The sequence below is a fragment of the Variovorax robiniae genome, from assembly GCF_037889955.1.
GTDB classification, from domain to species: Bacteria; Pseudomonadota; Gammaproteobacteria; order Burkholderiales; family Burkholderiaceae_C; genus Variovorax; species Variovorax robiniae.
On sequence record NZ_JBBKZS010000005.1, the window covers coordinates 101,917 to 125,234 of the forward strand.

Here is a 23,318-nt window from a genome sequence, read left to right on the forward strand (position 1 = left end):
GCGCGACGCTCACGCGGCACGAAGCTCGTTGTTCTGCGCGGCGGACGTGCTCGGCGGCTCGTTGCTGGTCAGCAGGGACGTCAGTTCGCGCAGCCGACGGTGCAATTCCACCAGGCCAGCTTCCTGTGCGCTCAGTTCGACGAGGCGCTCTTCCAGATTCCCGGCGGCCTGCTGGATGCGATCGACCGCTTCGATGCGCTTGCCGAAATTGCGGCGCCGCTCCTTCAGCTGCGCATCGAGCTGGGCCCCCGCGCCCTTGCTCCAGCGCTCGACTTCGCTCATGGCTGCCTCGTTCACCACGCGCAGCCGGCTGGACAGCGCCCGCACCAGCTTGTCGCAGAACTCGGGTTGCGCCAGCTTGAGGATGTTGCCCACGCCCAGGTACTGCGTGTGGCTCTGCTCGATCATGCTCATCTGCTCCTCGAACTCCTTCAGGTTCGGCTCGGCAGGCGCGAGCAGCGTGAAGCCGTGCTCCGCGTTGAGCTGGCGGAAGGTGGCATGAAGCATCTGCTGGATCTCGGCGCTGGTGGCCTGCACCTCGCGCAGGTTGTTGCGCAGCGCATCGAAGGTCTCGGCGTAGGTCTTGCGCACGTTGAACTTGATGCCGGGCTTCTTGAGTGCGGCCGCCAGCTTGCCCATGTCGGACTTGAGCGCCGTACTTCCCAGCACCGCATACACCTCGCGCAGCAGCTTGCCCTGCACCGAGCGCAACGCCAGGATGCGCGCATTGCTGCCTTCGAATTCGCTCTGTTCCTGCTCGATGCGGCTGCGCATGTGCCGGATGACCGACACGTTCTTGCCGCGCAGGCCCTGCAACTCCAGCGCCTGCTCGGACAGGTCGCGCTGACGTACGTTGAGAATGCGGGCCGCTTCGGTGCGCAATGCGGCAATGCCGTTGTCCACTGCGCCGCGCAGCATCATTTCCCGCTTGCCCAGCAGGCCCTCGCCCAGCACCGATTCCAGAGCCGGCAGGCGGCTGGCCTGCAACAACGGACCGTCGCGGCGGATCTTGGCCTGCAGCCCCTTCTGCGCGGAAACCGGCAGCACCTGGCGCAGCGGCACGCCGAGCAATTCGGCCGCACCCTTGCGCTGGCGGTCGATCTGGGCGTCGATCTGGGCCGGCGTGCTCAGGATGTCCCACATGGTGTCGATCTTGTTCAGCACCACGATGCGCGCCTCGCCGGGGTCGCCTTCGGTGATCAGGTGCTCGCGCCAGATCGAGAGGTCGGACCGCGTCACGCCAGTGTCGGCGCCCAGGATGAAGACCACGGCATGCGCCTGCGGTATCAGGCTCACCGTCAATTCCGGCTCGGCGCCGATGGCGTTCAGACCGGGCGTATCGAGGATGACCAGGCCCTGCTCCAGCAGCGGATGCGGCATGTTCAACACCGCATGGCGCCAGCGCGGGATCTCGACACGGCCGTCGGCATCGGGCACCGGGTTGTCCTCGGTGTTGTCGTCACTCCAGAAGCCCAGCGCGCGCGCTTCGTCCAGCGACACCCAGTTGACCTCGGCCACCTTGTGCATCGTTTCCGCGAGTTCGTCGGCGTTGTTGACGTCGATCGGCAACTCGGTCCAGCGCGCCGTTTCGTCGCGCCAATGCGTCAGCGAATGGGGCTCCAGCCGGGTCTCGATGGGCAGCAGGCGCAGGCTCGGTGGCACGCCGACGTCGTAGCCCAGCTCGGTCGGGCACATCGTCGTGCGGCCCGCGCTCGCCGGCATGATGCGGCGGCCGTAGCCCGCAAAGAAGATCGCATTGATCAACTCGGACTTGCCACGCGAGAACTCGGCGACGAAAGCCACCATGACCTTGCTGGTGCGCATCTGGGATTCCAGGTCGCGCAGGCGTTCGGCCACGGATTGGTCGAGCAGCTCGTTTTCATTGAGCCAGCCGGACAACCACTTGAGCCGGTGCGCGAAGTTGCGCCGCCAGGTACCGTGCTGGTCGAATTGCTGATTGAAAGAGCGGCTCAAGATTAATATGTAAGTGTTGGTTTACAAATACTATCACCGGCATCCTGCCAGATCAGCGCAGGTTGCGCGCGTCCTTTGGGCATTTGCCATCACTTTTGACAACTTGGGCAGAAAAACGTCGAGCGTTGGCCTTGTTTGATCTGCCGGATCGTCGTCGAACATACCCTGCACGGCTCGCCTGCCCGCCCATAGACCGTGGCTTCCAACTGGAAATACCCGCTTTGCCCCTCCGTGTTGGTGAAGTCGCGCAGCGTGCTGCCGCCGCGCTCCACCGCCCGTGCCAGCACGTCGCGCACCGCCGCATGCAGGCGCAGCGCACGCGGTCGACTGATGCGCGAAGCCGCGAGCGTCGGCCGGATGCCGGCCAGGAACAAGGCCTCCGAAGCATAGATGTTGCCCACGCCGACCACGAGTTCGCCCGCCAGCAGCACCTGCTTGATCGGCGCCTGGCGCTTTTTCAGGCCCGCGAGAAATGCGTCGAAGTCGAAGCCGTCGCTCAGCGGCTCGACGCCGAGTTTGCCCAACAACTTGAGGGCCAGCGGCGCACCCTCGTCCTCCGCATAGACCACCGCACCAAAACGACGCGGATCGTTGAGACGCAGCGACCCCTGGTTGGTAACCATGTCGAAATGGTCGTGCGGGCCGGCAGGTGGCAATGGCGCGTCGGTGAATCGAAGGCTTCCCGACATGCCCAGGTGCAGCAGCAGCAAGCCCTCATCCATGTCGATCAGCAAATATTTACCACGTCGCCGCACCGCCTGCACCGTGCGGCCCACCAAAGCCGAAGGCTCGACGGCCAACGCCCAGCGCAACGGCTTGCCCATGCGCACGGCTTCGATGCGGGCGCCCGCGATGCGATCGGCAAAACCGAGACGTGTGACTTCTACTTCGGGGAGTTCGGGCATGGTCGACAATTCATGTCAGATTCCGCTGGAACCTCAAGCCCCTTGCGGCGGTCACACAAAAGCCTTGGATTATTATGGTTGCAATGACCCCTCCGCCCCGCCGACTCCGCCTTGCGGCGGCCGCTTCCGCCGTCTTGCTCGCCCTTGCGGCGCACGCCCAGCAGACCGATGCTCCCCCCGATTCGCCAAGGAATCCCGCCGCACCGATGAGCCCTGCGCCCATCGTCGAGCCGCCGGGCCCGCCCGCTGCGGCAATCAAGCCGCCTCAGGATGAAGACGCGCCGGACGTGCGGCCCTCGGCGCTCACCGGTGAGTTGTTCTTCGACGTGCTCGTCGGCGAGTTGAGTGCCCGCACGGGTTCGCCGGCCGACGGGTCGGCGCTCATGCTCGAAGCCGCGCGCCGCACACGCGATCCGCGGCTGTACCAACGTGCCGTCGAGTTGGCATTGCAGACGCGCTCGGGCGATGCCGCACTGGTCGCTGTCCGCGCTTGGAAACAGGCCCAGCCGGAATCGCGTGACGCACGCCGGTTGGAGTTGCAGATCCTGATCGCGATGAACCGGCTATCCGCCACGGTAGAACCGCTGCGCGCCGAACTCGCCGCCACGCCGGAAGTCGAGCACCCCTTCCTCTTGACGCTGATCGCAAGGACCTACGCCCGCGCGACCGACAAGAAGGTCGCGGCACAGGTGGTGGAGAGCGCGCTGGTCGACGAAATCAAGAAGCCGAGCACGGCCGGCTTGGCGTGGGCCACGATCGGCCGCATGCGCCTGCTGGCAGGTGACGCTCCCGGCGCGATGGATGCTGCGCAGAAGGGCCAGGCCGCAGACCCGAAATCCGATGGTCCCGCCATGCTGGCGCTCGACCTGATCGATCCCGCTCAGCCCCTGGCCGAGCCCATCGTCACGCGCTACCTCGCAACGCCGAATGCCCAACCCGAGATCCGCATGGCCTATGCGCGCGTGCTGGTCGAGGGCCGCCGCTTTGACGAGGCGACTGCCCAGCTCACCAAGCTGACGACCGAGCGCCCCGACCTGCCCGAGCCCTGGATCCTGCTCGGCTCACTGCAAGCCCAGGCCCGGCAGGACACCGCCGCGGAAGCCTCGCTCAAGCGCTATGTCGACCTCGCGAACGGCCAGGCCGACGCAGACGACCGCAAGCGCGGCCTGACCCAGGCGTACCTGCTGCTGGCCCAGTTGTCCGAGCGGCGCAAGAACTACGCAGCCGCCGAGAGCTGGCTCGCCAAGATCGACGGCAGCGAAGACCAGATCGGGGCGCAGGCGCGGCGCGCGTCCCTGCTGGCACGCCAGGGCAAGATGCAGCAGGCCCGCGACCTGGTGCGCTCGCTGCCCGAGACGTCGCCCGACGACAAGAAGCAGAAGTTCCTGGCCGAGGTGCAACTGTTGCGCGACGCCAAGCAATACCAGCAGGCCTACGACATGCTCGCCAAGGCCAGCGCAGCAGCGCCGGACGACGGCGACCTGCTCTACGACCAGGCCATGCTGGCTGAAAAGCTCAATCGCATGGACGACATGGAGCGGCTCCTGCGCCGTCTCATCGAGCTCAAGCCCGACAACCAGAACGCCTACAACGCGCTCGGCTACTCCTTCGCCGATCGCAAGATCCGCCTGCAGGAAGCGCGCGAGTTGATCCGGAAAGCCGTGCAGTTGGCGCCGGACGACCCCTTTATCGCCGACAGCCTGGGCTGGGTGGAATACCGGCTCGGCAACATGGATGAAGCCTCGCGCATCCTCGAGGCCGCCTACAAGAAGCGCCCGGATGCGGAAATCGGCGCCCACCTGGGCGAAGTGCTGTGGGCCATCGGCAATCGCGATCGCGCCGTGGCAATCTGGAAGGAAGCCTCGCTGACCGATGCCGACAACGAGACCTTGCAGGAAACGCTCAAGCGCCTGCGCGTCAAGTTGTGAGACGCCGGGCGGTATGGCTGGCCGGCGCGGCCGGTGCTGCGCTCTTGATGGCGGGGTGCACGACGCCGAAGGTCGCGGCGGTGCGGAATGCCGGACAACCCAGTGGCGCATGGAACGGCCGGCTGGCGCTTCGCGTCGAAGGCGACGAGAAGCAGAGTTTCTCCGCCCTGTTCGACCTGCGCGGCTCTCCCCGCGCCGGAGAACTCGCCCTGACCACGCCCATCGGCAACACGCTGGCGGTCTTGCAATGGTCGCCCGGCGAGGCCTTGCTGAAGAACGGCAACCAGACGCGGCGCTATGACTCGGTCGATGCCTTGATCGAAGCTGCGACGGGCGCGGCGATCCCGGTCGACGCGCTGTTCGGCTGGCTGGCCGGTCGAGACGAGCCGGTGCCGGGCTGGAAGGCGGACCTGTCTCAGTATGGCAACGGGCGCCTTCAGGCGATGCGCTTTTCGCCACAACCGGCCGCCGACCTGCGCATCGTGTTCGAGCGGCAATGAAGGCGCTGTACGACCTGCCGGCGCCGGCCAAGCTCAATCTTTTCCTGCACATCACCGGGCGGCGGGACGACGGCTATCACCTGCTGCAATCGGTCTTCATGCTGATCGACTGGTGCGACACGCTGCACATCGAGCGGCGCGACGACGGGCAACTGTCGCGCGAAGACCTCACGACGCCGCTGCCGGCGGATGACCTGGTGCTGCGTGCGGCCCGTGCGCTGCAAGCCTTTGCGCGGCCGGGCCAGGGCGCGCACATCGGCATCGCCAAGCATGTTCCGGCGCAGGCGGGCATGGGCGGCGGCTCCTCGGACGCGGCCACCTGCCTCCTGGCGCTGAACCGCCTGTGGGGGCTGAACCTGCCGCTTGCCCGGCTCGAACAGATGGGCCTGGCGCTGGGCGCGGACGTGCCCTTCTTCTTGCGCGGACGCAACGCCTGGGTCGAAGGCATCGGTGAGAAAATCACCCCGATCGAGCTGGCGCCGGGGCGCTTCTGCGTGGTCAAGCCACCCGAGGGAATCGATACCCGCGGTATTTTTGCTGCACCGGACCTTGAGCGCCAAACTCCTAGTGCTATAATCGCAGGCTTCGCTGCAAAGCATAGGACAAACGAGAACGACAAGTTCGAATTTGGCCACAACGACTTGCAGCCGGTTGCCCAGAGGCTTTGCCCCGCGGTCACCCAGGCCATCGAATGGCTCGGGTCGCAGGGTTTGAAAGGCAGGATGACCGGCTCAGGAAGTGCCGTGTTCGCAGCGATGCCGCAGGAAACGAAATTGGCAGTAGCCCCCGAGGGCTGGTCGGTACGACAATGCGGCAACATGGATGTTCATCCCCTGGCCGGGTGGGCATCCAGCGACATTTCATAGGTAGGCGGCCCGTCTCCACAAGAGACGAGCCGAAGACCCGTGTAGGGGAGTCGCCAAGCTGGTTAAGGCACTGGATTTTGATTCCAGCATGCGAAGGTTCGAATCCTTCTTCCCCTGCCAAACAACAACTCCCTGCAGCCGACGGGCTGCGGGGACTTCAAGACCCCACGTAGCCCTCTCCCGAGGGCTTTTTTCGAACTGCCGGAACGTTCTCATGCAGGTCCACCATCCTGATTTCATGGTTTTCACCGGCAACGCCAATCCGGGCCTTGCAGCAGAAATCGCGCACAACCTCGGCACGACCGTCGGCGCCGCCCGCGTGGGCCGCTTCTCCGACGGCGAGGTCACGGTAGAAATCAACCAGAACGTCCGGGCCCGCGATGTGTTCGTGGTGCAGTCGACCTGCGCGCCGACCAACGAGAACCTGATGGAACTGCTGATCATGGTCGACGCGCTCAAGCGCGCCTCGGCCGAGCGGATCAGCGCCGTCATCCCGTATTTCGGCTACGCCCGCCAGGACCGTCGCCCTCGCTCGAGCCGGGTGCCGATCTCGGCCAAGGTGGTGGCCAACCTGCTGGAAACCGTGGGCGTGGCCCGCGTGCTGACCATGGACCTGCACGCCGACCAGATCCAGGGCTTCTTCGACATCCCGGTGGACAACATCTATGCGTCGCCGGTGCTGCTGGGCGACCTGCGGCTGAAGAACTACGAAGACCTGATCGTGGTCTCGCCGGACGTCGGCGGCGTGGTTCGCGCCCGCGCGCTGGCCAAGCAGCTGAATTGCGACCTCGCCATCATCGACAAGCGCCGTCCGCGCGCCAACGTGAGCGAGGTCATGCACGTGATCGGCGAGATCGAAGGCCGCAACTGCGTGATCATGGACGACATGATCGACACGGCCGGCACGCTGGTGAAGGCCGCCGAAGTGCTCAAGGAGCGCGGCGCCAAGAAGGTCTACGCCTATTGCACGCACCCGATCTTCTCGGGTCCCGCCATCGAGCGGATCACGCAGGGCTCTGCGTTGGACGAAGTGGTCGTGACCAACACGATCCCCCTGTCCGACGGCGCACTGACCAGCGGAAAAATTCGCCAACTGTCCGTGGCACCGCTGATCGCCGAAACGATCCAGCGCATTGCCAAGGGCGAGTCGGTCATGAGTTTGTTCTCGGACCAGGACAACCTGTTCTGAGCAAAAAGCGGGCTCCCTTCGGGTGAGCCCTTTTCAACCGGAGTCTCACTGGTCGCGGTGGACTCTCACAGGAGTTAGTCATGAAATTCGTCGCTTTTGAGCGCGCCAAGCAGGGCACGGGTGCGAGCCGCCGTCTCCGCATCTCGGGCAAGACGCCCGGTATCGTCTACGGTGGTGGCACCGAGCCCCAACTGATCGAGGTCGACCACAACGCACTGTGGCACGCCCTGAAGAAGGAAGCGTTCCACGCCTCCATCCTCGAAATGGAACTGGGCGGCAACGTCAGCAAGGTCCTGCTGCGCGACGTGCAATACCACCCGTTCCGCCAGCTGGTCCAGCACATCGACTTCCAGCGCGTCGATGCCAAGACCCGCATGACCATGCGCGTGCCGCTTCACTTCAAGGGTGAAGAAGAGTCCGACGCCGTCAAGCTCGAGCACAACCTGGTCAACCACGTGATGACCGAACTCGAAGTGAACTGCCTGCCCGCAGAACTGCCCGAATTCATCGAGGTCGACCTGTCCGGCCTGAAGAACAACGGCACCGTCACGCTGAAGGACATCAAGCTGCCCCGCGGCGTGAAGTGGGTCAGCCACGGCAAGGTGAACGCAGTGCTGGCTTCGGCCACCGCTCCGGTTGCCGAGGAAGAAGAAGCGCCGAAGGCTGAAGAAGCCGCCGCACCGGCCGGCAAGGGTGGCAAGCCTGCCGCCAAGACGCCTGCTGCCAAGACTGCCAAGAAGTAATCCACCTACTCGCTGCTGTCTGCAGATCGACGGCCCGCCTCGTGCGGGCCGTTTTCATTTTGGCAACGGGATAATCGAAACCATGATCAAGTTGTTTGTCGGCCTGGGCAATCCGGGCCCGGAATATGAGGCCACGCGTCACAACGCAGGTTTCTGGTGGGTGGAGGCGCTGGCGCGGGATTGGAAGCTGTCGCTGGTGCCGGAGCGCAGCTACCACGGGCTGGTGGCGCGGGCCAACGTGAATGGACAGAGCGTCTGGCTGCTGGAGCCGCAGACCTTCATGAACCTGTCGGGAAAGTCGGTCGGCGCGCTGGCGCGCTTCTTCAAGATCCAGCCGGACGAGATCCTGGTGGTGCATGACGAGCTCGACGTGACACCGGGGCAAGCCAAGCTGAAGTTCGGCGGCAGCCATGCCGGGCACAACGGGTTGCGCGACATTCATGCGCAACTGGGCACGGGCGACTACTGGCGGCTGCGCCTGGGCATCGGGCATCCGGGCGTCAAGAGCGAAGTGATCAACTGGGTGCTAAAGAAGCCGCTGAAGGAGCAGCGCGAGGCGATCGAGGATGCCATCGCGCGCACGCTGCACGCGGTGCCGGCGCTGGTGGCGGGCGAGATGGAGAAGGCGACGATGCAGATCCACACGAGCAAGCCGCCTCGGCCCAAGCCGCCGCGGCGCGAGCCCGAAGAAGGTGGGGGAAACGCTGGCGGCGCGGCGCCGGCGGCCAGTTAGCATCGGGCCGACAAGACAAAGGACAGGGAGACACGACAAGATGGCACAGCCACTTCTTCGATCCATCGCGATCGTTTCGCTGGCGCTCTGCGCCCCACTCGCAAGCCTTGCGGCGACGCCGCCACACGGCGTCTGGCGGTGCGGCTCGACCTACACCGACCAGCCGTGCAGGGACGGCCAATCGGTGAATGTCGACGACAGCCGCAGCGAGGCGGACCGCCGTGCCGCCGACAACGCCACGCGGCGCAACCAGGCCGAAGCCGAACGGATGGAGCGCACCCGCCTTCGCCGCGACAAGGAAGCGCTCGATCGTGACCGCAAGGCGGCCGCGGAGGCGCGCCGGTTCGCGCTGGCGGAGCGGCGTGCCGCGGCGACCGAACGCGTGCAGCAGGCGCGCATCCGAAAGATGGAACGCGAGCCGCGCAAATCCACGATGAAATTCAAGGGGCCTGAGAACCGGACCCTGTGATGGCGGTCTTGGCTGCCGTCAGGCGCTGGAACTTCTCGAACAGGGTTTCGCGCGTCTCGACATGCGCGGGATTCACCGGGATGCAGGCCACCGGGCAGATCTGCACGCATTGCGGCTCGTCGAAATGGCCCACGCATTCGGTGCACTTGTGCGGATCGATCTCGTAGATCTCGACGCCCATGTAGATCGCGTCGTTCGGGCACTCGGGCTCGCACACGTCGCAATTGATGCATTCGTCGGTGATCATCAGGGCCATGTGGCGATTATCCGTCGCGGGCAAAAGCCCCTGGAACAGTCGTTGCATCCTCGGGTTATGCTGCGCCCCGCCCCATGAGCCTGTTTCTCTTCAAGCGCGTCCTGACCCTGATCGCCACGCTGATCGGGGCTTCGATCATTGTCTTCGGGGTGCTGGAAATCCTGCCGGGCAATGCTGCGCAACTGCTGATGGGCCCGGATGCCGCACCGGAAGCCGTCGCCGCGCTGGCACACAAGCTGGGCATCGACCAGCCCGGCTGGGTGCGGTACTGGCACTGGATCGGCGGGATGCTGCAGGGCGACCTGGGCAACAGCTATGCCTACAGCTCGCCGGTACTGGACCTGATCCTGGAGCGGCTCACGCTGACCGTGCCACTGGCGCTGATGGCGATGGCCTTCACCACCGTGCTGGCCCTGTTGGTGGGCGTGACGGCGGCGGCGCGGCACAACAAGCTGGGCGACGTGGGGCTCATGGGACTGACGCAGGTGGGCATCGCGATTCCGAACTTCTGGTTCGCGATCCTGTTGATCCTGGTGTTTGCGAAGACGCTGCAATGGTTCTCGGCCGGTGGCTTCGACGGGTGGGATGACGGCATCCTGCCCGGGCTCAAGGCCCTGCTGCTGCCGGCGCTCTCGCTGGGCGTGGTGCAGGCGGCGATCCTCGCCCGCATCACGCGCTCGGCCGTGCTCGAGGTGATGCGCGAGGACTTCGTGCGCACGGCACGGGCCAAGGGCGTGTCGCAACGCGCGGTGTTGTGGGGCCATGTGCTGCGCAACGCGATGATTCCGGTCGTGACGGTGATGGGCCTGCAGTTCTCGGAACTGCTGGCCGGCACCATCGTGATCGAGAGCGTGTTCTACCTGCCCGGCCTGGGCCGCCTGATCTTCCAGGCCATCAGCAACCGCGACCTGATCGTGGTGCGCAACTGCGTGATGCTGCTCGCGGCCATGGTGGTCATCGTGAACTTCGTGGTCGACGTGCTGTATGCGGTGATCGATCCGCGGATCAAGGCTTCGGACATATGAGCGCAGCGCTGGGCCGCCCCGAGCAAGCTCGCACCCCCTCGGGGGGCAGCGAGGACACGAAGTGCCGAGCGTGGGGGCTGAAATGAGCGCGGTCATCGTTCCGAGCGCTGCGGCGCTCACTGTGCCCGGGTTCTGGCGTCGCGCCGTTCACCATCGCAGCTTTGCCATCGGCGCCGTGCTAAGCCTGATGCTGCTGCTGGCCGCGGGCATCTCCTTCGTGTGGACGCCGTGGTCGCCCTACGAGATGGACATCGCCAACAAGCTGCAGGGGCCGTCCGCTTCGCATTGGCTGGGCACCGATGCCTACGGGCGCGACGTTGCCTCGCTGCTGCTGGTGGGCGCGCGGGCGTCCATCCTGGTGGGGGTGATCGCGGTCGGTATCGGCCTGGTGGTGGGTACCGCGCTGGGCCTGCTCGCGGCGGCGAAGCGCGGCTGGCTGGAAGAAGCGATCATGCGGCTGACCGACTTCTCGCTGGCCTTCCCCGCGATCCTGTCGGCCATCATGCTGACGGCGGTGTTCGGCGCGGGCATCGTGAACGCGATCATCGCGATCGGCATCTACAACATCCCGACCTTCGCGCGCATCACGCGGGCCTCGGCCAATGCGATCTGGTCGCGCGAGTACGTGGCGGCGGCGCGCGCCTGCGGCAAGGGCAGCTTCGCGATCACGATGCAGCATGTGTTGCCCAACATCTCGGCGGTGCTGATCGTGCAGATCACCATCCGCTTCGCCATTGCGATCCTGGCCGAAGCCGCCCTCTCCTACCTGGGCCTGGGGACGCAGCCGCCGCAACCCTCGTGGGGCCGCATGCTGACGGAGGCGCAGACTCTCATGTACCAGGCTCCGCTGCTCGCCGTCTGGCCCGGCATGGCGATCGTGCTGGCAGTGCTGGGCCTGAACCTGCTGGGCGACGGCCTGCGCGACCTGCTCGACCCTCGTTTGGCGAGGGCACGCTGACATGCCCTTGCTCGAAGTCGACAACCTCCGCATCGGCCTGCAAACCCAGGGCGGTCCGGCCGAGGCCGTGCGCGGCATCGGCTTCACGCTGGAACGTGGCGAGACGATGGGAATCGTCGGCGAGTCGGGCTGCGGCAAGTCGATCACGGTGCAGTCGCTGATGGGGCTGTTGCCGTCGAACGCCAAGGTCACGGGCAGCATTCGCTTCGAAGGTAAGGAACTTGTGGGACTGGACGAGCGCGAGATGTGCGACATCCGGGGCGATCGCATCGGCATGATCTTCCAGGAGCCGATGACGGCGCTGAATCCTGTGCACACGATCGTGCGCCAGGTCGGGGAGCCGCTGCGCCTGCACCGCGGGCTGTCGTCCGCCGACGCGCGCAAGGAGGTGCTCGCGTTGCTGGAGCGCGTGGGCATTCCGGATGCGGCGTCGCGGCTGGATGCCTATCCGCACCAGTTCTCGGGCGGGCAGCGGCAGCGCATCGGCATCGCGATGGCGCTGGCCTGCGGGCCGGACCTGCTGATCGCCGACGAGCCGACGACCGCCCTCGACGTGACCATCCAGAAGCAGATCCTCGACCTCATCAAGGGTCTGGTGGCGGAGCGCGGGATGGCCTTGATCCTGATTTCGCACGACCTCGGAGTGATTGCGCAGAGCGTGTCGAAGGTGCTGGTGATGTACGGCGGCAGCATCGTGGAAAGCGGCCCGACCGCGACCGTGTTCGCCGAGCGCGCGCATCCGTACACGCAAGGCCTGTTCGCGGCGCGGCCGGCGCTGGGCGCGCCGCGTGGCGCACGGCTGGCGACGATCCGGGGCAGCGTGCCCGAACTGGTAGACCTGCCGGCCGGGTGCCCCTTCGCCGGTCGTTGCAGCTTCACGGTCGATGCCTGCCACACGACCCGTCCGCCGGCGATGCAGATGCGGCATGCGCACGAGGTGCGCTGCATCCGCCTCGACGAGGTCATCGCAGCCACGGCGGTTCAGGCATGACGGTAGAAGCGCCACTGCTGGAAGTCACCGACCTGGTGCGCCACTACGAGCTCCCGCGCGAGAAACTGTTCGGCCCGCCGCCGACCGTGAAGGCACTCAACGGCGTGAGCTTCAGCGTGCAGCCGGGGCGCAGCATGGGCATCGTCGGCGAATCGGGCTCGGGCAAGTCGACCATCGCGCGCCTGGTGATGGCGCTGGACCGACCCACCTCCGGCAAGGTCAAGCTGGAGGGACGCGACCTGCACGCCTTGCCGCGCGATGAACTGCGCGCCGCGCGGCGCGATGTGCAGATGGTGTTCCAGGACCCTTACGGTTCGCTCGACCCGCGCCAGACCGTCGCGCGCATCGTGGCCGAGCCGCTCGAAGCCCTGGCCGAGACCAGCCGCGCGGAGCAACGCCAGCGCGCCAGCGAGTCGCTCGCCGCTGTCGGCCTGCGCACCAGCGACCTCGACAAGTACCCACACGAGTTTTCTGGCGGCCAACGCCAGCGCATCGCGATCGCCCGCGCGCTGATCACACGGCCCAAGCTCATCGTGGCCGACGAACCTGTGAGCGCGCTCGATGTCTCGGTCCAGGCCCAGGTTCTCAACCTCATGCAGGACCTGCAGCAGCAGTTCGGCATCAGCTACCTGCTCATCAGCCATGACCTGGCGGTGGTCAACCACCTGTGCGACGAGGTCTGCGTGCTGCACCGCGGCCTGGTGGTGGAACGCGGTGCGCCGCAGCACCTGTTCGCCCATGCCGAACACCCCTATACGCAGGCCCTGCTCGCCGCGGTGCCGCGCGCCGAGCCGCCGATCGTGAGTTGATGTAACGTATTCTTCCTTGCAATCTTTCTTCTTCTCCTGGAGTTGCCGACCATGCTGAATCGCCGCACCGTTCTCACGTCCACCGCCATGGCCGCGCTGGCCACCGCAGCGCCGCAGTTTGCGCTGGCGCAGGGCCGCAAGGATTCGATGGTCGTCGGCATGACGCTGGAGCCGCCGGGCCTGGACCCGACGGCCAACGCGGCGTCCGCAATTGCCGAGGTCACGCTCTACAACATCTACGAGACGCTGACCAAGATCAACGCCGACGGCAAGGTCACGCCGCTGCTGGCCGAGAGCTGGGAAGTCTCGCCCGACCTGAAGACCTACACCTTCAAGCTCCGCCGCGGCGTCAAGTTCCAGAACGGCGAGCCCTTCAATGCGCAAGCCGTCAAGTTCTCCTTCGACCGCGCCGGCGGCGAAAAGAGCACCAACAAGGACAAGCGCACCTTCGCGAACCTCAGCACGCAGGTGACCGACGAGAACACCGTGGTGCTGATCAACAAGGAGATCGACCCCGATCTGCCCTTCCTGCTGGGCCAGGCGACGGCCATCATCGTCGAGCCCAAGAGCGCCGACACCAACGCCACCAAGCCGGTCGGCACCGGCCCCTACAAGCTCGACAGCTGGGCCAAGGGCTCCTCGCTCGTCGTGAGCAAGTGGGACGGCTACCGCAACCCGAACGAGGCCAAGCTGAAGAAGGTGACCTTCCGCTTCATCTCGGACACTGCGGCACAGGCCGCCTCGCTGATGGCCGGCGACGTCGACGTGTTCAAGCCCATGGGCACGCGTGCCATCGCGCAGTTCAAGAACAACCCGCAGTTCCAGGTCATCAACGGCGGTTCGCGCGCCAAGACCATCCTGGCGATCAACAGCAAGAAGAAGCCGCTGGACGACGTGCGCGTGCGCCGCGCGATCCTGGCGGCGATCGATCGCAAGGCCGTGGTCGAGGGCGCCGCCGACGGCTTTGGCGTGCCCATCGGCAGCCACTACGTGCCAGGCGCGGAAGGGTACGTCGACACCACCGGCATCAATCCCTTCGACATCGAGAAAGCGAAGAAGCTGCTGGCCGAGGCCGGCGTCAAGACGCCGCTGGAACTCACCATGACGCTGCCCCCGCCGCCCTATGCGCGCCAGGGCGGCGAGGTGATCGCGGCGCAGCTGGCCAAGATCGGCATCAACGTGAAGATCCAGAACGTGGAATGGGCGCAGTGGCTCAGCAACACCTACGGCGGCCCGCACGACTACGACCTCACGATCGTGTCGCACGTGGAGCCCTTCGACCTCGGCAACTATGCCAAGCCCGACTACTACTGGGGCTACGACTCCAAGGCCTTCAGCACGCTCTACGACAAGATCAAGCAGACCGGCAATGCCACCGAGCGCGCCAAGCTGCTGGGTGATGCGCAGAAATTGCTGGCCACGGATGCGGCCAACGGCTTCCTGTACCAGCCGCAGTTTCCGAGCGTGGCAAAGAAGGGCGTGAAGGGCTTGTGGAAGGAAAGCCCGATCTTCGTCAATGACCTGTCGGCGATGAGTTGGTAAACCTGCCTCGCTCCCGGGTGCCGCAGCCAAGGCGCTGCGCTCCGCGGGGCAGCACATGCGGCCCGGCAAGCCCGGCGCCGCGTTGATCTGACACAAGGGCACTGCCAGGGCTTGAATGAACAACGGATTGCATGCCGCTTCGGCGGTTGAATTGGTGGCGGCATACCGGGACGGCAAGCTGTCGCCCGTCGAAGTCACGCAGGACGTGCTGGCGCATGTCGCACGCTGGGAGCCGCACCTCCAGGCCACCTACCTGCTTCGCCCGGAAGCCGCGCTGGAGCAGGCCCGGGCCTCCGAGGCACGCTGGCGCAGCGGCGCGCCGCTCGGCCCGCTGGATGGCGTGCCGGTCACCATCAAGGAAAACATCGCGACGCGCGGCGATCCGCTGCCCGCGGGCACCGCCGCGGTGGACCTGAAGCCGGCCGCGCTCGATGCACCGCCGGCCGCGCGCCTGCGCGAGGCCGGCGCCGTGTTCTTCAGCAAGACCACCATGCCCGACTACGGCATGCTGTCCTCGGGCCTGTCGAGCTTCCACACGCTGGCGCGCAATCCCTGGGACCTGGCGCTCACACCAGGCGGCTCCAGCGCAGGCGCGGGCGCTGCGGCTGCCGCCGGGTACGGGCCGCTGCATGTGGGCACCGACATCGGCGGCTCGCTGCGGCTGCCTGCCGGCTGGTGCGGCATCTTCACGCTCAAGCCGAGCCTGGGCCGCATCCCGATCGACCCGCCCTACATGGGCCGCGCGGCCGGACCGATGACGCGCACCGTCGGCGACAGCGCGCTGATGATGCAGGTGCTCTCCCGCCCCGACGCACGCGACAGCATGAACCTGCCGCCGAACGACATCGACTGGGCCAGCCACGAGGTCGGCGCCGACCACCTGAAGGGCCTGCGCATCGGCCTGCTGCTCGACGCGGGCTGCGGCCTGCCAGTCGACCCGGAGATCCAGGCGGCGGTCGAGCACGCCGCGCGCCTCTTCGAAGCGGCCGGCGCCATCGTGGAGCCGATGCGGCCCTTCATGACGCAGTCGATGCTGGACGGCATGGACCACCTGTGGCGCATGCGCTCGCACGTTGACATGCAGGCACTGCGGGCGGATCAGCGCGCGAAGGTGCTGCCCTACATCCGCGAATGGGCCGAGAGCTCGGCCGGCTTCAGCGGCGAGCATGTGTTCCGCGCCTTCAGCCAGTTCCATGCGACGCGCGTGGCCGCTGTCTCGGCCTGTTCAAAGTTCGACTACGTGATCTCGCCCGTCTCGCCCAACATGCCCGCACCGGCCGAGGACGCATCGCCGACCAACGACCCGTTGCGTCCGCTGGAACACATCGGCTTCACCGTGCCCTTCAACATGTCGGAGCAACCCGCCGCGTCGATCAACTGCGGCTACAGCGCGGGCGGCCTGCCGATCGGCCTTCAGATCGCGGGGCAGCGCTTCGACGACCTGGGCGTGCTCCGCGTGGCGCGGGCCTTCGAGCAGATCCGCGAAGTGCAGCGCCCCTGGCCGGAGCCGCCCGGTGCCTGAGCAGGCCTCAGAACTGACCATCCTGGAAGCCACGGAGGAAGAGGTCCGCTCCGGCTTCGTCGGACGCCAGTTGCGCGCGTTCAACTACGGCTTCGTCGGCGAGTATCCGGAACAGCAGTCGATTCGCCTGAACGCAAAGGACGCAGACGGCCACGTGGTGGGTGGCGTGCGCGCCTATGTGTTTCTCTACTGGCTGCAGATCGACGTGCTGTGGGTCGCGGAAGACGCACGCGGCCGAGGCCTGGGCTCGCGGCTCCTCGCGCAGGTCGAGGCGCGGGCGATGGAACTGGGCGCGCGCAACGTCAAGCTGGAAACTTTCGAATGGCAGGCGCGCGGGTTCTACCTGAAGCAGGGCTATGAGGAGTTCGCGCGGATCGATCAGTACGCGAGCGAGTACTACCTGGCCTTCATGAAGAAGACCTTGCGCTGACGCCTTTGGCCGGCCCCCGGCCTACCCCGTCGCCAGCCCGCCCTCGCGCGCCTCGCTGCCATGCGCCAGCAAGCGCCAGAGCTGTTCACCCCCTTTTGCGGCCCCAGACCATGCCGCCGCGCGAGTCGTGCAGTCGACTTGTGCGCAATCCGCAAGCTAGCCTTGCCGTCCCCCGCGCGGCGGCGCAAGATCGACCGGCTAAGATTCGCCCCTCGCCCATGCCTGCCGCCCAATTCCTCCGCTCGCGCCCGCCGCGCCACCTCGCGTGGCTGCTGTGGCTCGTGCTGTTGCTGCCGGTCGCGCAGGTGGCTGCCACCTCGCACTTGCTGTCGCACGCGAGCGACGCGGTCGCGCTGGCGGACGACCACAAGGCCGCGAACCACGCGCTGCATTGCGATCTGTGCGTCACGGCCGGCGCCATTGCCGGCGGTGCCCTGGCCGCCAGCCTGCCCTCCCTGGCGCTGCCCCCGGCAGCCCCCTCCGAAGCGCCGCAGCCGGCCTTCGACAACCTGCGCGAGAACATCCTCGCGCTGGCCTACCAAGGCCGCGCTCCCCCTGCCTCCCTGCGTTGACTTTTTCTCAAAGTAGCGCCCGAGCCGCCTGAATGGCAGCCGGGTGCTTTCGACGTATTTGCCGGGAGCCTTTTTTTCATGCCCAAGTTCTTGCCGGCGAGCCTCGCGCTCGCCTTGTCCCTTCCGATCGGCGCGATGGCCGACACCACCTCCGATGTGCGCGCACTGCAAAAAGAAATGAAGGCGATGCGCGCCGACTACGAAGCCCGATTGAAAGCGCTGGAGCAGCGCGTCAAGTCGGCCGAAGCCGCCGCGTCGGTGCCGAGCACGGCGACCGCGAAGGCGACCGCGCCAGCCACTGCCACGCCGGCCGCCACAACCACCACTGCGGACATCACCGCGACCGGCACGGGCACCTGGTCACCACCGACCACGGTGGCCCAGCCCGCGCCACAGGCCACGCCTGCCAACTCCGCCGCACCTGCGGCGGTTGCATCGAGTGGAGGCGGCGCCAGTTCCTTCAACCCCGCCCTCTCGCTGATCCTCTCCGGCGGCTACACCCGCACCACGCGCGACCCCGCGGACTACCGCATCACCGGCTTCCCCTTGCCGCCCGGCGCGGAGATCGGCCCCGGCACGCGCAACTTCAGCCTCGGCGAAACCGAGCTGGGCTTCTCCGCCAGCGTCGATCCGTGGTTCCGCGGTGCCGCCAACATCTCGGTCGCCGCGGACAACTCGGTGTCGATCGAGGAAGCCTTCGTCGAGACCACTGCGCTGGGCAAGGGCTTCACGCTCAAGGGCGGCCGCTTCTTCTCGGGCATCGGCTACCTCAACCCGCAGCATGCCCACACCTGGGATTTCGTCGATGCGCCGCTGGCCTACCAGGCCATGCTCGGCACGCAGTACGGCGACGACGGCGTGCAACTAAAGTGGATCGCACCCATCGACCAGTACCTCGAACTGGGCGCGGAACTGGGCCGGGGCCGCACCTTCCCCGGCAGCGACAGGGACGCCAACGGCGCCGGCATGTACGCCCTGTACGCCCACACCGGCGGCGACATCGGCGTGAGCAACTCCTGGCGTGCGGGCATCTCGATGCTCAATGCGAAGGCGAGCGACCAGGCCTTGACGAGCTTCGACGGCGCGGGCATGCCCTTCGCCAGCCAGTTCACCGGCAACTCGCGCGTGTATGTGCTGGACGGCGTCTGGAAGTGGGCGCCGAACGGCAACGCGACGCGCACCAACTTCAAGCTGCAAGGCGAATACCTGCGCAGCCAGCGCGATGGCAGCATGGTCCTGGGCGCAGACGGCGCCCTGCCCAGCCCCTACAACGTGACGCAGTCCGGCTGGTACCTGCAAGGGGTCTACCAGTTCATGCCGAACTGGCGCATCGGCCTGCGCACGGAACGCCTGGACCCCGGGACGCCATCCTTCGGCCTCGATACCGGGCTGGTGGGAACCGCCTACCGGGCGAAGAAGAACTCGATCATGCTGGACTGGAACCCGAGCGAGTTCTCGCGCATCCGCCTGCAGTTCGCGCAGGACCGCGCGCGTGAGGGCAAGCCTGACAACCAGATCTCGCTGCAATACCAGATGAGCCTCGGCGCGCATGGCGCCCACAGCTACTGACCTGACCCGGAGAACGACATGAAACTGAATCGCTCAATCCTCCTGGCGACGCTTGCGGCGCCGCTGCTCCTGCTCGCTTCGCCGGCCGGCGCAGCCCTGCGCGTGTTTGCCTGCGAACCCGAATGGGGCGCGCTGGCGCAGGAACTCGGCGGCAGCAACGTCGACGTGACGGTCGCCACCAACGCCTTGCAGGACCCGCACCAGATCCAGGCCAAGCCCAGCCTGATTTCGCGCGCGCGCAACGCCGACCTGGTCGTGTGCACCGGCGCCGAACTCGAAATCGGCTGGCTGCCCATCCTGCTGCAACAGGCCGGCAATCCGAAGATCCAGCCGGGGCAGCCCGGCAACTTCGCGGCGGCCGACTTCGTGCGCAAGCTCGAGGTGCCGTCCACCGTCGACCGCTCGCAGGGCGACGTGCATGCGGCCGGCAACCCGCACATCCAGACCGACCCGCGCAACATCGCAGCTGTCGCAACGGCATTGGGTGCGCGGCTTCAGCAGGTGGACGCGGCGCATGCGGCCGACTATGCCAAGGCCACCGCCGACTTCTCGCAGCGCTGGCAGACGGCGATGGCGGGCTGGTCGACCAAGGCGGCGCCGCTCAAGGGCGCGCCGGTGGTGTCACAGCACAACGCCTTCGTCTATCTCTACGACTGGCTCGGCCTGAAGCAGGTCGCGGTGCTGGAGCCAAAGCCGGGCGTGGAGCCGACCGCCTCTCACTTGCAGGAAGTGCAGGCCGCGCTCAAGGGCACACCGGCGCGCATGGTCATCTACGGCGCCTACCAGGACTCGCGCCCATCCGACTGGCTCAGCAAGAACGCCGGCATACCTGCCGTCAAGCTGCCCTTCACCGTGGGCGGCACCGATGGCGCCAAGGACCTGTTCGGACTCTTCGACGACACAGTGGCGCGCCTGCTCGCCGCTGGAGCCAAGCCTTGAACTGGAACGCGCTCGACTGGAGCATCCTCGGGCCCGCGCTGGTCGCGGGGCTGCTGGTGCTGGCGACGCATGTTCCGCTGGGCATGCAGGTGCTGGACCGGGGCATCGTCTTCATCGACCTGGCCATCGCGCAGATCGCGGGGCTGGGCGTGATCGCGGGGGATGCGCTCGGGCTGCCCGAGGGCGGTGTGGCGGTGCAGGCCGCCGCGGTGACCGCCGCCCTGCTCGGCGCGTGGCTGCTGACCTGGACGGAGCGGCGCGCGCCGAAGCAGCAGGAGGCGCTGATCGGCGTCATGTTCATCCTCGCCGCCTGCGCCGGCATCGTGCTGCTGGCGAGCAATCCGCATGGCGGGGAGCATCTGAAGGACCTGCTGGTGGGGCAGATCCTGTGGGTCAACACGACGCAACTGATGTGGTTGGGGGGGGTGTCGGCGGTGTTGCTGCTCGCGTTGCGCCTGGGCTGGGTTGCGCGCTTGGGGCGCTTCGGCTTCTACGGCGTATTCGCGCTGGCGGTGACGGCCTCGGTGCAACTGGTGGGTGTGTACCTGGTGTTCTCCAGCCTGATCATTCCGGCGCTGGGCACACTGGGCCATTCGGGGCCGAAACGCCTCTGGCTGGCCTATGGGATCGGCGCCGTCGGGTACGGCCTGGGCCTGGCGTTGTCCGCCGTGCTCGACCTGCCCTCCGGCGCCGTCATCGTCTGGACCCTGGCCGCTTGCGGACTGGTGGGCTCGCTGGCGATCAGGCCGGCTGCAACGCCGGCTTGATGATCGCCGGGCGGCTGCGCTTCGCAGTCGACGCAGGCCACTCGATCGGCAGGCCGACATAGTTCTCCGCCAGCGCCGCGGCCGCGGCGCGCGAGCGGGTCACATAGTCGAGCTCGGACACCTGCAGCTTGTGCTGGAAGCTGTCGGCGCCGGGGAAGCTGTGCATCATCGAGGTCATCCACCAGGAGAAGCGCGTCGCCTTCCAGATGCGCTTGAGCGCGATGTCCGAGTACTGGTCGAGCAGGTCGCTGCTGCGCCGCTGGTAGAACTCGGTGAGCGCACGGGCCAGGATCTGCGCATCCGATGCGGCCAGGTTCAGGCCCTTGGCGCCGGTCGGCGGCACCACGTGCGCGGAGTCGCCGGCCAGGAACAGCTTGCCGTGGCGCATCGGCTCGACCACCATGCTGCGCATGCCGATCACCGTCTTGCTGAAGATCTTGCCTTCCTTCGGTTCCCAGCCGTCGCGCGTCCTGAGGCGGGCGCGGAATTCGGCCCAGATGCGGTCGTCGGACCAGTCGGCCACCTTCTCGGTCGGCGAGCACTGGAAGTACATGCGCTGCACATCGGGCGAACGCGTGCTGACCAGCACGAAGCCGCGCTCGTGCATCGAATAGATCAGCTCGTCCGACGAGGGCGGCGCCTCGCAGAGGATGCCGAACCAGCCGAAGGGATAGAGCCGTTGCGACACCTCCAGCCTGTCGGCGGGAATGGACGGCCGGCTGATGCCCTGCGTGCCGTCGCAGCCGGCGATGAAGTCGCAGCTGATCTCGTGTTCGGTGCCATCGGCGTCGCGGTAGCGCATCTTCGGTTGCGCGCCTTCCAGATCGTGCACGCTCACGTCCTTCGCATGGAAGCGGATGTCGCCGCCGGTGGCCAGGCGCACCTGGATCAGGTCCTTGATGACGTCGTGCTGCGCATAGATCTTCACGGCCTTGCCACCGGTGAGTTCCGCGAGGTCGATGCGCTCGTCGCGGCCATCGAAGCGCAGCACGATACCTTCGTGGCGCAGGCCCTCCTTCATCATGCGTTCGCCAGCGCCGATCTCGTTCATCAGGTCCACCGTGCCCTGTTCGAGCACGCCGGCCTTGATGATGGCCTCGACGTCATCGCGGCCCTGGCGTTCGAGCACGATGGACTCGATGCCGTGCAGGTGCAGGATGTGCGAGAGCAGCAGGCCTGCGGGACCGGCACCGACGATGCCGACTTGGGTTCTGGTCTTGATCATGGGAATGTCTCCTTGGTTTGACGGATAGGGTTCAGTGGGCGCCGACGACATCGCCGGCCGCGCGTTCATGCACTTCGCGATAGCGCAGGCACTTGAAGCCGAGGGCCAGACCGGCCAGCAAAGTGGGCACGGCAAGCGCCATGAAGATGCGGCTGATGTCCCAGCCCGCGCCGAGCAGCCAGCCGCCACCCATCGCGCCCAGGATGCCGCCGAAGCGGCCGATGCCCAGCATCCAGCTCACGCCGCTGGCACGGCTCTGCGTGGGATAGAAGACGGCCGCCAGCGTGTTCATCGAGGACAGCGCACCGCTGACAAAGAAGCCCGCGAAGAACACGCACACCTCGAGTTCGAGGAATGAATCGAGGCCTCGGCCGACATGCACCAGCAGCAGCGAACCGAAGACGAATCCCGCCGCAACGATGAGCGTCGGCCGCACCTTGTCCATGAGCCAGCCCATGAGCAGCGTGCCGGTGGAGGCGCCGACCAGCAGCATCGCCGAGACCACCGCCGCCATCGCGATCGGCTGGCCGGTCTGCACGATCAGCGAAGGCAGCCAACTCGTGAGCAGGTAGTAGACGAGCAGGCCCATGAAATAGGCGAGCCACAGCAGCGCGGAGCCCAGCCCGAGGCCGCCCTTGAACAAGCCGGCAATGGACGAATGCTGCACGCCCTGGAGTTCTGGCAGCGTGAAGCGGATGTCATGGCCGGTCTGCAACTGGCCGATGCGCGAAAGGATGCGGGCGACGCGTTCCGCAGGCGCGCCCTTCACGACCAGAAAGCGCGCCGACTCCGGCAGCACCGCCCACACCAGCAGGGCGCACAGCGTCGGCAGCACACCGCCGAGCACCAGCATGCCGTGCCAGCCGATCAGCAGCAGCAGCCAGCCGGCCGCGAAGCCCGCGCTCGCAGCGCCCAGCGAGAAGCCGACGAACATCACCGCAATCAGCCGGGCCCGATGGCGCTCCGGGCTGTACTCGGCCAGGATCGTCGTGGCATTGGGCAGCGCCGCGCCGAGGCCCAGCCCGGTGATGAAGCGCCATGCCGTCATCTCCAGGATCGAGTGCGACCACGCGCAGCCGAAGGTGCCGATGGCGCACAGCGCGAGCGCCAGCAGGATCACGGTCTTGCGGCCCTTGCGGTCGGACAACGGCCCCACCGTCAGCGCGCCGATCGCCACGCCGAAGAGGCCGGCACCGATCACCTGGCCGAAGGCGGCCTTGGGCAGGCCCCAGTCATGCGAGAGGCTGGGGATCAGGTACGAAATGATCGCCACGTCCAACCCGTCCACCGCCGCGATGAGCGTGGTGATGACGAGGATCATCCATTGGTAGGGCGAGATGCGGCGGCTGTTGATGAAGTCCGCGACGTCGATGTTGAGTTTCATGCTTGTCTCCGTTGTGTGTATG

23 protein-coding genes and 1 tRNA gene are annotated in these 23,318 nt (G+C 66.8%); 19 read left to right on the forward strand and 5 right to left on the reverse strand.

The window, feature by feature from the left end:
* Positions 1–9 precede the first annotated feature (9 nt).
* The gene (locus tag WKW79_RS13800) at positions 10–1,974 is read right to left on the reverse strand and encodes a dynamin family protein (RefSeq protein WP_340335735.1); all 1,965 of its coding nucleotides are present in this window, start codon (positions 1,972–1,974) and stop codon (positions 10–12) included.
* An 89-nt stretch (positions 1,975–2,063) separates the two neighbouring features.
* A complete protein-coding gene (gene mutM / locus WKW79_RS13805) occupies positions 2,064–2,879 on the reverse strand; it encodes a bifunctional DNA-formamidopyrimidine glycosylase/DNA-(apurinic or apyrimidinic site) lyase (protein ID WP_340335736.1) in 816 nt (271 codons plus the stop codon).
* An 83-nt stretch (positions 2,880–2,962) separates the two neighbouring features.
* On the opposite strand from mutM, the gene WKW79_RS13810 reads away from it, so the two are divergent.
* From WKW79_RS13810 to WKW79_RS13845, 8 genes are all read left to right on the forward strand, one after another.
* Positions 2,963–4,807, forward strand: coding sequence for a tetratricopeptide repeat protein (locus WKW79_RS13810; RefSeq protein ID WP_340335737.1), 1,845 nt, complete (start codon positions 2,963–2,965; stop codon positions 4,805–4,807).
* Positions 4,804–5,307, forward strand: coding sequence for an outer membrane lipoprotein LolB (locus WKW79_RS13815; RefSeq protein WP_340335738.1), 504 nt, complete (start codon positions 4,804–4,806; stop codon positions 5,305–5,307). Before WKW79_RS13810 ends, WKW79_RS13815 begins: the two co-directional genes overlap by 4 nt.
* Positions 5,304–6,173 carry a 4-(cytidine 5'-diphospho)-2-C-methyl-D-erythritol kinase gene (gene ispE / locus WKW79_RS13820; RefSeq protein ID WP_340335739.1) on the forward strand — a complete coding sequence of 290 codons (870 nt, stop codon included), beginning with the start codon at positions 5,304–5,306 and terminating at the stop codon, positions 6,171–6,173. The genes WKW79_RS13815 and ispE overlap by 4 nt, the downstream gene beginning before the upstream one ends.
* A gap of 43 nt (positions 6,174–6,216) precedes the next feature.
* A tRNA-Gln gene (locus tag WKW79_RS13825) sits at positions 6,217–6,293 on the forward strand.
* A 94-nt stretch (positions 6,294–6,387) separates the two neighbouring features.
* On the forward strand, positions 6,388–7,362 hold the full coding sequence (locus WKW79_RS13830) for a ribose-phosphate pyrophosphokinase (RefSeq protein WP_340335740.1): 975 nt from the start codon (positions 6,388–6,390) through the stop codon (positions 7,360–7,362).
* A gap of 80 nt (positions 7,363–7,442) precedes the next feature.
* Positions 7,443–8,105 (forward strand): 50S ribosomal protein L25/general stress protein Ctc, encoded by a 663-nt coding sequence (locus WKW79_RS13835; RefSeq protein ID WP_340335741.1) that lies wholly within the window; start codon positions 7,443–7,445, stop codon positions 8,103–8,105.
* 82 nt (positions 8,106–8,187) lie between these two features.
* Positions 8,188–8,838 (forward strand): aminoacyl-tRNA hydrolase, encoded by a 651-nt coding sequence (gene pth / locus WKW79_RS13840; protein ID WP_340335742.1) that lies wholly within the window; start codon positions 8,188–8,190, stop codon positions 8,836–8,838.
* A gap of 184 nt (positions 8,839–9,022) precedes the next feature.
* A complete protein-coding gene (locus WKW79_RS13845; RefSeq protein WP_340335743.1) occupies positions 9,023–9,307 on the forward strand; it encodes a hypothetical protein in 285 nt (94 codons plus the stop codon).
* On the opposite strand, the gene WKW79_RS13850 is transcribed toward WKW79_RS13845, so the two are convergent.
* A complete protein-coding gene (locus tag WKW79_RS13850; RefSeq protein ID WP_340335744.1) occupies positions 9,279–9,563 on the reverse strand; it encodes a YfhL family 4Fe-4S dicluster ferredoxin in 285 nt (94 codons plus the stop codon). The genes WKW79_RS13845 and WKW79_RS13850 overlap by 29 nt on opposite strands.
* A 74-nt stretch (positions 9,564–9,637) precedes the next feature.
* Here WKW79_RS13850 and WKW79_RS13855 point away from each other — a divergent pair, with 74 nt between their 5' ends.
* The 11 genes from WKW79_RS13855 to WKW79_RS13905 all read left to right on the forward strand — a co-directional run bounded on the left by WKW79_RS13855 (position 9,638) and on the right by WKW79_RS13905 (position 20,687).
* A complete protein-coding gene (locus WKW79_RS13855; RefSeq protein ID WP_340335745.1) occupies positions 9,638–10,588 on the forward strand; it encodes an ABC transporter permease in 951 nt (316 codons plus the stop codon).
* A gap of 82 nt (positions 10,589–10,670) precedes the next feature.
* On the forward strand, positions 10,671–11,546 hold the full coding sequence (locus tag WKW79_RS13860) for an ABC transporter permease (RefSeq protein ID WP_340335746.1): 876 nt from the start codon (positions 10,671–10,673) through the stop codon (positions 11,544–11,546).
* A 1-nt stretch (position 11,547) separates the two neighbouring features.
* Entirely contained in the window at positions 11,548–12,537 is a 990-nt protein-coding gene (locus WKW79_RS13865) for an ABC transporter ATP-binding protein (protein WP_340335747.1), read from the forward strand.
* The gene (locus tag WKW79_RS13870; RefSeq protein ID WP_340335748.1) at positions 12,534–13,346 is read left to right on the forward strand and encodes an ATP-binding cassette domain-containing protein; all 813 of its coding nucleotides are present in this window, start codon (positions 12,534–12,536) and stop codon (positions 13,344–13,346) included. Before WKW79_RS13865 ends, WKW79_RS13870 begins: the two co-directional genes overlap by 4 nt.
* A 51-nt stretch (positions 13,347–13,397) precedes the next feature.
* Positions 13,398–14,888, forward strand: coding sequence for an ABC transporter substrate-binding protein (locus WKW79_RS13875; RefSeq protein ID WP_340335749.1), 1,491 nt, complete (start codon positions 13,398–13,400; stop codon positions 14,886–14,888).
* 115 nt (positions 14,889–15,003) lie between these two features.
* Positions 15,004–16,410, forward strand: coding sequence for an amidase (locus WKW79_RS13880; RefSeq protein WP_340335750.1), 1,407 nt, complete (start codon positions 15,004–15,006; stop codon positions 16,408–16,410).
* Positions 16,403–16,840, forward strand: a complete 438-nt coding sequence (locus WKW79_RS13885; protein WP_340335751.1) for a GNAT family N-acetyltransferase — start codon at positions 16,403–16,405, stop codon at positions 16,838–16,840. The genes WKW79_RS13880 and WKW79_RS13885 overlap by 8 nt, the downstream gene beginning before the upstream one ends.
* A 218-nt stretch (positions 16,841–17,058) precedes the next feature.
* Positions 17,059–17,412, forward strand: coding sequence for a hypothetical protein (locus tag WKW79_RS13890; protein WP_340335752.1), 354 nt, complete (start codon positions 17,059–17,061; stop codon positions 17,410–17,412).
* A 78-nt stretch (positions 17,413–17,490) separates the two neighbouring features.
* On the forward strand, positions 17,491–18,981 hold the full coding sequence (locus WKW79_RS13895; protein WP_340335753.1) for a porin family protein: 1,491 nt from the start codon (positions 17,491–17,493) through the stop codon (positions 18,979–18,981).
* Positions 18,982–18,999: 18 nt separating this feature from the next.
* Complete coding sequence (locus WKW79_RS13900) at positions 19,000–19,920, forward strand: metal ABC transporter substrate-binding protein (RefSeq protein WP_340335754.1); 921 nt, start codon at positions 19,000–19,002, stop codon at positions 19,918–19,920.
* Positions 19,917–20,687 (forward strand): metal ABC transporter permease, encoded by a 771-nt coding sequence (locus WKW79_RS13905; protein ID WP_340335755.1) that lies wholly within the window; start codon positions 19,917–19,919, stop codon positions 20,685–20,687. The genes WKW79_RS13900 and WKW79_RS13905 overlap by 4 nt, the downstream gene beginning before the upstream one ends.
* Here the strand turns inward: WKW79_RS13905 and WKW79_RS13910 are convergent.
* On the reverse strand, positions 20,662–21,912 hold the full coding sequence (locus WKW79_RS13910) for a 4-hydroxybenzoate 3-monooxygenase (protein ID WP_340335756.1): 1,251 nt from the start codon (positions 21,910–21,912) through the stop codon (positions 20,662–20,664). The genes WKW79_RS13905 and WKW79_RS13910 overlap by 26 nt on opposite strands.
* 31 nt (positions 21,913–21,943) lie before the next feature.
* Entirely contained in the window at positions 21,944–23,296 is a 1,353-nt protein-coding gene (locus WKW79_RS13915; protein WP_340335757.1) for an MFS transporter, read from the reverse strand.
* Between the last annotated feature and the right edge of the window lie 22 nt (positions 23,297–23,318).

Excerpts from the sequence above, each read along its gene's own strand:
- mutM (WP_340335736.1), bottom strand. The coding sequence starts at position 2,879 with ATGCCCGAACTCCCCGAAGTAGAAGTCACACGTCTCGGTTTTGCCGAT.
- WKW79_RS13810 (WP_340335737.1), top strand. The coding sequence starts at position 2,963 with ATGACCCCTCCGCCCCGCCGACTCCGCCTTGCGGCGGCCGCTTCCGCC.
- ispE (WP_340335739.1), top strand. The coding sequence starts at position 5,304 with ATGAAGGCGCTGTACGACCTGCCGGCGCCGGCCAAGCTCAATCTTTTC.
- WKW79_RS13830 (WP_340335740.1), top strand. The coding sequence starts at position 6,388 with ATGCAGGTCCACCATCCTGATTTCATGGTTTTCACCGGCAACGCCAAT.
- WKW79_RS13835 (WP_340335741.1), top strand. The coding sequence starts at position 7,443 with ATGAAATTCGTCGCTTTTGAGCGCGCCAAGCAGGGCACGGGTGCGAGC.
- pth (WP_340335742.1), top strand. The coding sequence starts at position 8,188 with ATGATCAAGTTGTTTGTCGGCCTGGGCAATCCGGGCCCGGAATATGAG.
- WKW79_RS13850 (WP_340335744.1), bottom strand. The coding sequence starts at position 9,563 with ATGGCCCTGATGATCACCGACGAATGCATCAATTGCGACGTGTGCGAG.
- WKW79_RS13855 (WP_340335745.1), top strand. The coding sequence starts at position 9,638 with ATGAGCCTGTTTCTCTTCAAGCGCGTCCTGACCCTGATCGCCACGCTG.
- WKW79_RS13860 (WP_340335746.1), top strand. The coding sequence starts at position 10,671 with ATGAGCGCGGTCATCGTTCCGAGCGCTGCGGCGCTCACTGTGCCCGGG.
- WKW79_RS13865 (WP_340335747.1), top strand. The coding sequence starts at position 11,548 with ATGCCCTTGCTCGAAGTCGACAACCTCCGCATCGGCCTGCAAACCCAG.
- WKW79_RS13870 (WP_340335748.1), top strand. The coding sequence starts at position 12,534 with ATGACGGTAGAAGCGCCACTGCTGGAAGTCACCGACCTGGTGCGCCAC.
- WKW79_RS13875 (WP_340335749.1), top strand. The coding sequence starts at position 13,398 with ATGCTGAATCGCCGCACCGTTCTCACGTCCACCGCCATGGCCGCGCTG.
- WKW79_RS13880 (WP_340335750.1), top strand. The coding sequence starts at position 15,004 with ATGAACAACGGATTGCATGCCGCTTCGGCGGTTGAATTGGTGGCGGCA.
- WKW79_RS13890 (WP_340335752.1), top strand. The coding sequence starts at position 17,059 with ATGCCTGCCGCCCAATTCCTCCGCTCGCGCCCGCCGCGCCACCTCGCG.
- WKW79_RS13895 (WP_340335753.1), top strand. The coding sequence starts at position 17,491 with ATGCCCAAGTTCTTGCCGGCGAGCCTCGCGCTCGCCTTGTCCCTTCCG.
- WKW79_RS13900 (WP_340335754.1), top strand. The coding sequence starts at position 19,000 with ATGAAACTGAATCGCTCAATCCTCCTGGCGACGCTTGCGGCGCCGCTG.
- WKW79_RS13910 (WP_340335756.1), bottom strand. The coding sequence starts at position 21,912 with ATGATCAAGACCAGAACCCAAGTCGGCATCGTCGGTGCCGGTCCCGCA.
- WKW79_RS13915 (WP_340335757.1), bottom strand. The coding sequence starts at position 23,296 with ATGAAACTCAACATCGACGTCGCGGACTTCATCAACAGCCGCCGCATC.